Source organism: Streptomyces sp. NPDC043853, assembly GCF_056436025.1.
In genome coordinates this window covers 221,341-232,265 of the sequence record NZ_JBWKDJ010000005.1, presented here as the reverse complement: position 1 = coordinate 232,265, position 10,925 = coordinate 221,341, and the positions used below count along the sequence as shown (strand labels likewise).

Sequence of the window (10,925 nt, the reverse complement as noted above, 5' to 3'; positions counted from 1 at the left end):
CGCAGCGGTGAACGCAGCGGTGAAGGGCGGAACACTGGTCGCGGGCATCGGGAACGTCTTCCTCGGCGACGACGGGTTCGGGGTGGAGACGGTGCGCGAACTGACCGCCCGGCACCCGCTGCCGGACGGCACCGAGGCGGTGGACTTCGGCGTGCGCGGCGTCCACCTCGCGTACCAGATGCTCGACGGGTACGACACCGTGGTCCTGGTCGACGCCACCGCCCGCGGCGGCCCGCCCGGGACCCTGTACCTGATCGAGCCGGACGGGGCCGCCGGACCGGTGTCCCCCGGCCCCGGCGGGGCCCCGGTGCTCGACGGCCACCACATGACCCCCGATACGGTGCTCGCCCTGCTCGGCACGCTGTGCGCGGGGACGGGCGGGTCCCCGCCGCGGCGGGTCCTCGTCCTGGGCTGCGAACCCGCCTGCGTCGAGGAGGGCATCGGGCTCAGCGGCCCGGTGGCCGCCGCCGTGCCGGAGGCCGTACGGATGGTCCTGGACCTGATCGGAACCGCTGAACTCCAGAACCGCTGAACTCCAGAACGTCTGATTTTCGGAACCGCTGAACTGAGGAGATGCCCATGAACAAGTCAGCCGCCGGCGGCGCGTTCCTCGCCGCCATCGCAGCCGCCGTCATGGCCCGGCTGCTGCCCGACCTCAGGCGGTACCTGCACATCCGCAGGATCTGAACCGCGCACCGGTCCGCGGATCCGATCCGCGGATCCGATCCGCCCGTCCGGCTCCGCTCCCCGTGGCGCCGCGCACCCGCCCGAATGGCCTACGGGTGCGCGGCGCCACGGCGTGCCCGCCCGCCACGGCCCGCTCCGGCCGCTGTAATGAGCCGCGGCAGGACGGAGGCATGAGGACCGTGCACGAGATGTCGATCGCCATGGCGGTCGTGAACCAGGTGGAAGAGGCGGCCCGGGCCGGCGGCGCGACCGCCGTCGGCGAGGTACGGCTCCAGGTGGGCGAGCTGGCGGGCGTGGTGCCCGACGCGCTGGCGTTCTGCTTCGAACTCGCCTGTGCCGGCACGGTCCTGGAAGGCGCCGCACTGGTCACCACCACGGTGCCCGCCCGGGCGCGCTGCGCCTCCTGCACGGCCGAGTGGGCCGTCGGCATGCCGCCGGACCTGTGCTGTCCCGGCTGCGGCGGCGCGGCCGGCACCGAGCTGCTGACCGGCCGTGAGCTGCAGATCGCCGGTGTGACCTGGGAGGACGGCCCTTCGTGCGCCGCTGCCCGGACCCGCGAACCGATTCCCGAGGAGCGCTGAACCATGTGCCGTGAGGTCGACCTGAAGCAGGCGGTGCTCGCCCGGAACGACGAGACCGCTCAGACGCTGCGCGCCCGGCTCACCGCGGCCGGCACCACCGTCGTCAACCTGCTCTCCAGCCCCGGCAGCGGGAAGACCGAACTGCTGCAGAGGGAACTGGAGCTGGCGCGGGACCGGGGGGTGGGGGCGGCCGCGCTCACCGCGGACCTGGCCACCGAGAACGACGCGGTGCGGCTGGCCCGTTCCGGCGTTCCCGTCAAGCAGGTCCTCACCGACGGGCTGTGCCACCTGGAGGCGGGCATGCTCGGCCGGCACCTGGACGGCTGGCTGCCCGAGGGAACCCCGCTGCTGTTCGTGGAGAACGTGGGCAATCTGGTCTGTCCCGCGTCCTACGACCTCGGGGAGAGCCTGCGCGTGGTGCTCGCCTCGGTGACCGAGGGCGAGGACAAGCCATTGAAGTACCCGACGGCCTTCGGGCTGGCCCAACTGGTGGTGGTCACCAAGGCGGATCTCGCGGAGGCGGCCGAGTTCGACGAGGCCGCCTTCCGCGGGAACGTCCAGCGGGTCAACCCGGGGGTGGAGGTGGTGCTGACCTCGGCCAGGCGCGGCTCCGGCCTCGGGCTGGTGCTGGAGCGGGCACTGGCCGTCCACGCGGGAGGCGCGGCGCACGCGCCGGTCATGGCACAACGGCCCGACTCGTACACGGGCCACGGGCACGGGCACGGGCACGACGACGGCCACGGGCATGCGCATGCTCATGGCCACGGGCCCGGCACGCCCACGGTCCCGGTCGGGCAGCGCTGACCGGCGGGAGCGGCAGCACCATGGACATGCTCCAGCGTCGCCGGGTCACCGTGCGCGGTGTCGTCCAGGGCGTGGGCTTCCGCCCGTACGTGTACACCCGGGCCACCGCGCTGGGGCTGGCCGGGCACGTCACCAACACCCCCGAGGGCGTGATCGCGGAGGTCGAGGGGCCGGCCGCGGCCGTACGGGAGTTCTGTGACCGGCTCGCCTCCGACGCTCCGCCGCTGGCCCTGGTCGAGGCGGTCCACCAGGACGAACTCCCCACCGCCGGCACCCTCGGGTTCCACATCCTCGCCTCCCTCGGCGAGGGCGCCGCCCGCACCCTGGTCTCCCCCGACACCGCCACCTGCGCCGACTGTCTGCGCGAACTCGCCGACCCGGGCGACCGCCGCCACCGGCACCCGTTCATCACCTGCACCCACTGCGGGCCGCGGTTCACCATCGTCACCTCGCTGCCGTACGACCGGGAGCACACCACGATGGCGGGCTTCCCGATGTGCCCCGACTGCGCCCGCGAGTACGCCGATCCGTCCGACCGGCGGTTCCACGCCCAGCCGGTGGCCTGTCATGCCTGCGGGCCCCGGCTGCGGTTCCTGACCGGCCGCCCGCCGCGCGAGGAGGACGGCGCGGACCCCGAGGCCGGGGCCCCCGACGCCGCGGACCCCGTCGCCGCGGCCCGCCGACTGCTCGCCGACGGCGGGATCCTGGCCGTGAAGGGACTCGGTGGCTACCACCTGGCCTGTGACGCCACCAGCTCCGCGGCGGTGGCCGAGCTGCGCCGGCGCAAGGCCCGTGGGGACAAGCCGTTCGCCCTGATGGCCCCGGACCTGGCCGCGGTGGAGGCGCTGGCCGTGGCCGGGCCGGAGGAACGGCGGCTGCTGACCGGGCCGGTACGGCCGGTGGTCCTGCTGCGGCGGCGTACCGGTGGGGGCGGGCGGGGGGTCGCTCCCGAAGTGGCCCCGCGCTGCCCCGACCTGGGGTTCATGCTGCCGTACACCCCGGTGCACCACCTGCTGCTCGGCCTGCCGGGCGATCCGCCCGGTCCCCGGCTGCTGGTGATGACCAGCGCGAACCTCTCCGGGGAGCCGATCGTCACCGACGATGCGGAGGCGCTGGAGCTGCTCGCCGGGATCGCCGACGGCTGGCTCGCCCACGACCGGCCGATCCACGTCCCCTGCGACGACTCGGTGGTGCGGGTGTGTGACGGGGAACCGCTGGTGCTGCGCCGGTCCCGCGGGTACGCCCCGCTGCCGCTGTCCCTCCCGCTGCCCGTTCCGCCCGTACTGGCCGCGGGCGGGGACCTGAAGAACGTCTTCTGCCTGGGCCGGGACCGGCGGGCCTGGCTGTCCGCTCATCTTGGCGACCTGGACTCGCTCGCCGCCCGCACCGTCCTGGCCCGCACCGGAGCGCAGCTGGAGTCCCTCACCGGTGTCACCCCGCGGCTGCTCGCGGCCGATCTGCACCCCGGCTACCGGTCGACCCGCTGGGCGGAGCAGCGGGCGGCGGCGGACGGGCGCGGTCTTCTACACGTGCAACATCACCACGCGCACATCGCCTCGGCGATGGCCGAGCACGGCCTGGACGGCGGCAGCCCGGTGATCGGGATCGCCTTCGACGGCACCGGGTACGGGACGGACGGGGCGGTGTGGGGCGGCGAGGTGCTCGTCGCGGACTACCGCGGGCACCGGCGGTTCGCGCACCTGTCGTACGTGCCGCTGCCCGGCGGGGACGCCGCGGTGCGCCGGCCGTACCGGATGGCCCTGGCCCACCTGTGGGCGGCGGGCCTGGACTGGGCGCCGGAGCTGCCCTGTACGGCCGCCTGCCCGCCGGCGGAACTCCCCGTGCTGCGCCGTCAGTTGGAGCGGAACCTGAACTGCGCGCCGACGTCCAGCATGGGCCGGCTGTTCGATGCGGTGTCCTCCCTGGCCGGGGTGTGCCACCTTGCCGGGTACGAGGCGCAGGCCGCGATCGAGCTGGAGTCCGCGGCGGTGGGCGCGCCGGCCGCGGACGCCGGTCCGGCCTCCGGCTACCGCTTCGCGCTGCGCGGCCCGCGGGCCGCGTCCGGCGCGGGCGCCCCGGACCCGGAGCCGCTGGCCGCCGATCCCGCGCCGCTGCTGGCCGCCGTCGTGGCCGACGTCCGGGCCGGCACCCCGCCGGCCGTCATCGCCGCCCGGTTCCACACCGCGGTCGCCCGGCTCGTCACCGACCTGAGCACGATGGCCCGTGACCGGTACGGGCTCGGCACGGTCGCCCTCACCGGCGGCGTGTTCGCCAACACCCTGCTGTCCACGGCGTGCGCCCGACTGCTCCGGGCGGCCGGCTTCACCGTGCTGCGCCACCGGCAGGTGCCCCCGAACGACGGCGGCCTGGCGCTGGGCCAGCTCATGGTCGCGGCCGCGCGGGAGGGCGCCGCAGCGGCAACACGTGTAACCCCCGTGGCCAGAACCCACTGAGCCAGAACCCACTGAGCCAGAACTCGTAGAGCCAGAACCCGTAGAGCCGGAACACCCACAGCGAGGAGGAGCCATGTGCCTGGCGGTACCCGGCAAAGTGATCGACATCGGTGAGCGGGACGGCACCCGCATGGCCACCGTGGACTTCGGCGGTGTGGTCAAGGAGGTCTGCCTGGAGTACCTGCCGGACCTCCGGGTCGGCGAGTACGCCATCGTGCACGTCGGTTTCGCCCTCCAGCGCCTGGACGAGGCCTCGGCCCTGCAGACCCTGGAGCTCTTCGCCGAACTCGGCATGCTCCAGGAAGAGTTCGGCGACCCATGGGAGCAGGCAGCCGCCGAGGCGGACGACGGTGTCTGGCCCTTCGGCGAGGAGGCGGCGGCAGCCTCGGCGGGCGGCGCCGCGGGCGTGGCCGTGGCCGTGGCACAGGAGGAGACGCAGCGGTGAAGTACATCGAGGAGTTCCAGGACCCGGAGCTGGCCGGGCGCCTGCTCGACGACATCCGGGCCACGGTCACCCGGCCCTGGGCGCTGATGGAGGTGTGCGGCGGCCAGACGCACACCATCATCCGGCACGGCATCGACCAACTCCTGCCCGAGGAAATCGAGTTGATCCATGGGCCGGGCTGCCCGGTGTGCGTCACCCCGCTGGAGGTGATCGACAAGGCCCTGGAGATCGCCTCCCGCCCCGGGGTGATCTTCTGCTCCTTCGGGGACATGCTCCGGGTGCCGGGCACCGGGAAGGACCTGTTCCGGGTGCGCGGCGAGGGCGGTGACGTCCGGGTGGTCTACTCACCGCTCGACGCCCTGAAGATCGCCCGGCAGAACCCGGACCGGGAAGTGGTGTTCTTCGGCATCGGCTTCGAAACCACCGCGCCGCCCAATGCGATGACGGTCCATCAGGCCCGGCGGCACGGCATCTCGAACTTCAGCCTGCTGGTCTCCCACGTCCGGGTGCCCCCGGCCATCGAGGCCGTCATGGGTTCGCCGAGCTGCCGGGTGCAGGGCTTCCTCGCCGCCGGGCACGTGTGCAGCGTGATGGGCACGGCCGAGTACCCGGAGCTCGCGGACCGGCACCGGGTGCCGATCGTGGTCACCGGCTTCGAGCCGCTGGACATCCTGGAGGGCGTACGACGGGCGGTGCGGCAGCTGGAGCGCGGCGAACACCGGGTGGAGAACGCGTACGCGCGGGCCGTCCGCCCCGAGGGGAACCCGGCCGCGCTGGCCATGCTGGCGGACGTCTTCGAGGTCACCGACCGGGCCTGGCGCGGGATCGGGGTGATCCCGGACAGCGGCTGGCGGCTGGCGGAGGAGTACCGGGAGTTCGACGCCGAGCACAGGTTCTCGGTGACCGGCATCAACACCCGGGAGCCCGCGGAATGCCGCAGCGGCGAGGTGCTGCAGGGGTTGATCAAACCGCGGGAGTGCGCGGCCTTCGGCACCACCTGCACTCCGCGTACCCCGCTCGGCGCCACGATGGTGTCCAGCGAGGGCGCGTGCGCCGCGTACTACCTCTACCGGCGGCTGGACCCGTCCCCGCGGCGGACCGCCGACGCCCCGGCCGGAAGCGCACTGGCCGGGAACGCCCCGGCCGGAAGCGCACTGGCCGGGAACGCCCCGGCCGGGAACGCACTGGCCGGAAGCGCACTGACCTCACCCGCCCGGCCCGCGCCCGCGGTGCCGGCCTCGACCGACCCGACGACGCTGGAGACGAGCCCCGTTGCCTGAGACCGCTGGGACCGCACCCCTGGATGTGACGGGCTGGACCTGCCCGGCCCCGCTGCGCGACCACCCTCGGGTGGTGATGGGCCACGGCGGGGGCGGCGCGCTCTCCGCCGAACTGGTCCGGCACGTCTTCGCCCCCGCGTACGGCGGCGAGGCGCTGGCCGGTATGGGTGACGGCGCCCAACTCACCCTGGGCGGAGCCCGGCTGGCCTTCTCCACCGACTCCTATGTCGTACGGCCGCTGTTCTTCCCCGGCGGCAGCATCGGCGACCTGGCCGTCAACGGCACGGTCAACGACCTGGCCATGTGCGGGGCCCAGGCCGCCTACCTGTCCTGCGGGTTCATCCTGGAGGAGGGGGTGGAGGTCGCCACGGTGGCGCGGGTGGCGGAGGCGCTGGGGGCCGCCGCGCGGGCCGCCGGCGTGGAGGTGGCGACCGGCGACACCAAGGTGGTGGAGGCTGGCCACGGGGACGGGATCTACGTCAACACGGCGGGCATCGGGCTGATCCCGGCGGGCGTGGACCTGCGTCCGGAGCGGGTGGTCCCCGGCGACGTGGTGATCGTCAGCGGTGGGATCGGCCTGCACGGGGTCGCGATCATGAGCGTCCGGGAGGGGCTGGAGTTCGGGGTGGACGTGGCGAGCGACTGCGCCGCCCTGGGCGGGCTCGTCGCCTCCATGCTCGCCGTCACCCCGGACCTGCACGTCCTGCGCGACCCCACGCGCGGCGGCCTGGCAGCCGCCCTCAACGAGATCGCGGCGGCCTCCGGTACCGGGGTGGTGATCCGGGAGACCGCGGTCCCCGTTCCGCCGGCCGTCGCCAACGCCTGTGCGATCCTCGGCCTGGACCCGATGTACGTCGCCAACGAGGGCAAGCTCGTCGCGTTCGTACCCCGCGAGCACGCCGACGCGGTCCTGGACGCGATGCGCGCGCACCCGCTGGGCCACGGCGCGGCGGTGATCGGTGAGGCGGTCCCGGACCATCCCGGTCTGGTGGTGGCGCGCACGGCGCTCGGCGGTACCCGCGTCGTCGACCTGCCGGTCGGGGAGCAGCTGCCGCGCATCTGCTGATCCCCGATGCCGGTGCTCCGCCCCTCAGCCGCCGGGATCGCGAGGTCCTCGGGTCGTGAGGTCCTCGGGTCGTGAGGTCCTCAGGTCGTGAGGTCACCGGCGGTGAGGTGCTCGGGGCGCGAAGTGCTCGGGTCGTGAAATCCGGATGGTGAAATCCTCGGACGGTCAGGGGCGGAGGATCGCGCAGGTCGTCGTGGCGTGGGCGTAGAGCTTGCCGTCGCGGGTGCCGACCACCCGGGCCTCGGCCGTGCCGGTGGTCCGTCCGACGTGGAGGGCGCGGCCCTCACAGCGGAGCGCCGGCGTGTCGGACAGCACCGGCCGGATCATGTGCACGCCCAGCTGGACCGTGGTGTACGTGCTCCCGGCAGGCAGGCGGGTCATCACGGACGAACCGAGGGCCGAGTCCAGGAGGGTGGCGAGGAACCCGCCGTGGACGGTGCCCATGGGATTGAGCAGGTGGTCGCCGGGGTCGCCTTCGAACACGGTGAACCCGTCGCCGGCCTCGACGAGCCGGAAGCCCAGCGTGCTCATGATCGACGCGTCGGGCAGGTCCCCCTCGATGGCGGCCCGGAGGATCTCCAGGCCGCTCATCGAGAGGATCTCGGGCGTCATCTCCGGGCGCGGCCGCCAGCTGTGGGTACGGGTCCGGGTGGTGTGGTGCGTGGTCATGGCTCGACCCTAGGAGCGGCCGGCCCGGCCCGGGAGTGTCGGAACCGGCAGCTTCCGCACTGATTCCGACACCACGGCGTCCATTAGGGTGACGGCGTGAAAGCAGCCGTGCTCGTCCTGGACGGGGCCTTCGACTCCGGGGTCGCCGGAGTCCTCGACGTGCTCCACTCCGCGAACGCCCTGCGCCGTCAGGTGGCCGGGGCGGCACCGCCGGAGTTCGACATCCGCACCGTGGGGGTACGGCGGCGGGTACGGACCGGGCTCGGCCACCGGGTGGATGCGGAGAGCCTCGCGGAGGCCGAGGACGCCGACATCCTGGTGGTACCCGCGCTGATGGAGCGGCGGCCCGGGGCGCTGGTGGACGTGGTCGGCTCGCCCGCGCACCGGGCGGCCCGCCGGATGCTCGCCGAGGCCAGGGAACGGCGCACCCCGCTCGCCACCGCCTGTACGGGTACGTTCCTGCTGGCCGAATCGGGGGTGCTGGACGGGCTGCGGGCCACCACCAGCTGGTGGCTGGCCCCGGTGTTCCGGGAGCGCTACCGCAAGGTGGCCGTCGACGAGAGCCGCATGGTGACGACCAGCGACGGGGTCACCACGGCCGGCGCGGCGTTCAGCCACCTCGACCTGGCGCTGGCGATCGTACGGATGCACAGTCCCGCACTCGCGGACCTGGTCCGGCGGTACCTGGTGGTGGACGACCGGGCGTCGCAGGCCACGTACACGATCCCCAGTGCGCTGGCCCGGCACGATCCACTGGTGTCGGCGTTCGAGGAATGGGTGCGGGCCCGTATCGGCGAGCCGCTGTCGATCGCGGAGGCCGCCCGCGAGCTGGGGGTGAGCGAGCGCACCCTGCAGCGCACCGTGACCCGGATCCTGGGGTGTTCGCCGATCCGCCTGGTGCAGGACCTGCGGGTCGAGCAGGCCGAGCACCTGCTCCGGACGACCTCGCTCCCGCTGACGGCGGTGGCGCGCCGTGTCGGCTACGAGGGCCCGGGACCGCTGCGCACCCTGCTCCGCGACCGCCGCGGGATCGGCGTCCGGCACCTGCGGGGCTGAACGGCCGGCCGCACCTGGCCGCCGCCGGACCGTCCTCCGATCGCATGAGCGGAGGAATGAACGCGGCGCCGGTGCAGTGGGCGCATGGCCGGCAGGACACGACACGGCCTGCGGGAAATTCGGCGGCCCCCCGCCGCGTCCCCCGAAGGGACGGGCGAGGGGCCGGGCGGGCCGGTGCCGGTTACGGCGCCACCTTCAGCAGCTTGTTCACGGTGCCGGCGGAGGGGTTCTTCACCGCCCCTTCGGTCGCCGCCCCGGTCAGTGCGGCGGCCGTCTCGGCCGGTGTCGCCGAGGGGTGGCCGGCCAGGTAGACGGCCACGGCACCGGCGACGTGCGGGGTGGCCATCGAGGTGCCGGAGATGGTCTTGGTGCCGGTGTCGCTGTCGTTCCAGGCCGAGGTGATCTCCGAGCCGGGCGCGTACAGGTCCACCACCGAGCCGAAGTTGGAGAAGTCCGACTGCTCGTCGCCCTCGGTGCTGGAGGCCACCGTCACGGCCTCCGGGACCCGGGCGGGCGAGCCCTGACCGGCGTCCCGGGACTCGTTGCCGGCGGCCACCGCGAAGGTGACGCCCGAGTCGATGGCCCGCTTGACCGCCGCGTCGAGTGCCTCGTCCACACCGCCGCCGAGGCTCATGTTCGCCACGGACGGGCCGGAGTGGTGCTCCGTCACCCAGTCGATGCCCGCGACGACCTGCTCGGTGGTGCCGGACCCGTTGTCGTCCAGCACCCGCACGGCGACGACCTTGGCCTTCTTGGCGACCCCGTGGGACGTGCCCGCGATGGTGCCCGCCACGTGGGTGCCGTGCCCGTTGCCGTCGTCGGCGCTGTCGTCGTTGTCCACGGCGTCGAAGCCGTGGGCGGCCCGGCCGCCGAAGTCCTGGTGCGAGATCCTGACGCCGGTGTCGATGACGTAGGCGGTCACTCCTTCGCCACCGTTGTCCGGGTAGGTGTACTTCTTGTCACCGGCTGTCTCGGTCTGATCGATCCGGTCCAGCCCCCAGGACGGGGGGTTCTCCTGGGTCTCGTTGATGGTGAAGCGCTTGTTCTGTACGACCGTGCCGACCGCGGGGTCGGCGGCGAGCCGCCTGGCCTCCTTCTCGGTGAGCCCTGAGGCGGAGAAGCCGTTGACGGAGGAGCCGTAGGCGCGCTCCAGCGTGCCTCCGTACTTCTTCGCCAGGTCCTCCTTGTTCGCGGATGCGTCGAGTATGACGACGAAGCTGCCGTCCACCGCGCCCGGTGCGCCGAGTCCGTACACGGTGCCCTCGGCGGGGGTCGCCGCCCCGGCGAGTGGCACCGCAAACAGGGCCGCGACCACTGCGGCAGCGGCTCCCGTCGCGATCGATGCGTAGCGAAGTCGATTGGGACGCTTGTGAGTTGCCATGAAGGGAGTTCTCCTCCGGTTGACGTGTGGGGCGTCAAACGTTCGAAGCAACCCTCTTCCGATTGACAGGAGCAAATCAAGAACGAACCCCGGTTCGGGGCGAGTTCAACAAGACTTCTTGCACAGGCCCCCGCATCGCCTTCACCTCGCACACAGCTGCTCCCGAACTCCCTCACCAAGCAGCCACGTTCGCCGGGCGACCGGCGCGCTCCGGATTCCGGACGTCGGTACGGCCCCGCCCCTCCCGTCGACGGCTCCATGGACCGATTGCGCATCTGCTGCCGGGTCACAAGGGGTGGACGGCTCCGGCCGGCAGTTCGCCGAGCACGGATTCAGTCTCAAGGGCCGCCAGTTGACCGCCAGTTGACTGCCTGCCCGCGGGCCGGACTCGCCTTCTACAGGCCCGAGCACGGCCGTCGGGTCCGTCTGCGCGGGCCGGTGACGCCGCGCGCCGCTGAGCGCAGCACCGCCGACTTCCTGGGCCGGTCGGCCGCCGTCCGCGC

10 protein-coding genes and 1 pseudogene are annotated in these 10,925 nt (G+C 73.5%); 9 read left to right on the top strand and 2 right to left on the bottom strand.

Translation table 11 applies throughout. The features are described from left to right. The first annotated feature begins 7 nt into the window (after positions 1-7). The 8 genes and pseudogenes from AC067U_RS15990 (at position 8) to hypE (ending at position 7,316) form a co-directional block, all read left to right on the top strand. Entirely contained in the window at positions 8-532 is a 525-nt protein-coding gene (locus tag AC067U_RS15990; protein WP_478830599.1) for a hydrogenase maturation protease, read from the top strand. A gap of 47 nt (positions 533-579) precedes the next feature. Beyond that, the gene (locus AC067U_RS15985; protein WP_478830282.1) at positions 580-687 is read left to right on the top strand and encodes a DUF6893 family small protein; all 108 of its coding nucleotides are present in this window, start codon (positions 580-582) and stop codon (positions 685-687) included. A gap of 179 nt (positions 688-866) precedes the next feature. Continuing rightward, positions 867-1,268 carry a hydrogenase maturation nickel metallochaperone HypA/HybF gene (locus tag AC067U_RS15980; RefSeq protein ID WP_478830598.1) on the top strand — a complete coding sequence of 134 codons (402 nt, stop codon included), beginning with the start codon at positions 867-869 and terminating at the stop codon, positions 1,266-1,268. A gap of 3 nt (positions 1,269-1,271) precedes the next feature. Beyond that, positions 1,272-2,072 carry a hydrogenase nickel incorporation protein HypB gene (hypB, locus tag AC067U_RS15975; protein WP_478830281.1) on the top strand — a complete coding sequence of 267 codons (801 nt, stop codon included), beginning with the start codon at positions 1,272-1,274 and terminating at the stop codon, positions 2,070-2,072. A gap of 26 nt (positions 2,073-2,098) precedes the next feature. Beyond that, on the top strand, positions 2,099-4,525 hold the full coding sequence (gene hypF, locus AC067U_RS15970; RefSeq protein ID WP_478830597.1) for a carbamoyltransferase HypF: 2,427 nt from the start codon (positions 2,099-2,101) through the stop codon (positions 4,523-4,525). Between the two features lie 73 nt (positions 4,526-4,598). After that, entirely contained in the window at positions 4,599-4,970 is a 372-nt protein-coding gene (locus AC067U_RS15965) for a HypC/HybG/HupF family hydrogenase formation chaperone (protein WP_478830280.1), read from the top strand. Then, positions 4,967-6,079 (top strand): annotated as a pseudogene (gene hypD / locus AC067U_RS15960) (hydrogenase formation protein HypD); the annotation flags it as partial. The gene AC067U_RS15965 and the pseudogene hypD, both read left to right, overlap by 4 nt. Positions 6,080-6,242: 163 nt before the next feature. After that, positions 6,243-7,316, top strand: coding sequence for a hydrogenase expression/formation protein HypE (gene hypE, locus AC067U_RS15955; protein ID WP_478830279.1), 1,074 nt, complete (start codon positions 6,243-6,245; stop codon positions 7,314-7,316). 165 nt (positions 7,317-7,481) lie between these two features. Here hypE and AC067U_RS15950 read toward each other — a convergent pair whose 3' ends face one another. After that, positions 7,482-7,985, bottom strand: coding sequence for a PaaI family thioesterase (locus AC067U_RS15950; protein WP_478830278.1), 504 nt, complete (start codon positions 7,983-7,985; stop codon positions 7,482-7,484). Between the two features lie 96 nt (positions 7,986-8,081). On the opposite strand from AC067U_RS15950, the gene AC067U_RS15945 reads away from it, so the two are divergent. Then, positions 8,082-9,041 carry a GlxA family transcriptional regulator gene (locus AC067U_RS15945; RefSeq protein WP_478830277.1) on the top strand — a complete coding sequence of 320 codons (960 nt, stop codon included), beginning with the start codon at positions 8,082-8,084 and terminating at the stop codon, positions 9,039-9,041. Positions 9,042-9,222: 181 nt separating this feature from the next. On the opposite strand, the gene AC067U_RS15940 is transcribed toward AC067U_RS15945, so the two are convergent. Then, positions 9,223-10,422, bottom strand: a complete 1,200-nt coding sequence (locus AC067U_RS15940; RefSeq protein ID WP_478830276.1) for a S8 family peptidase — start codon at positions 10,420-10,422, stop codon at positions 9,223-9,225. Between the last annotated feature and the right edge of the window lie 503 nt (positions 10,423-10,925).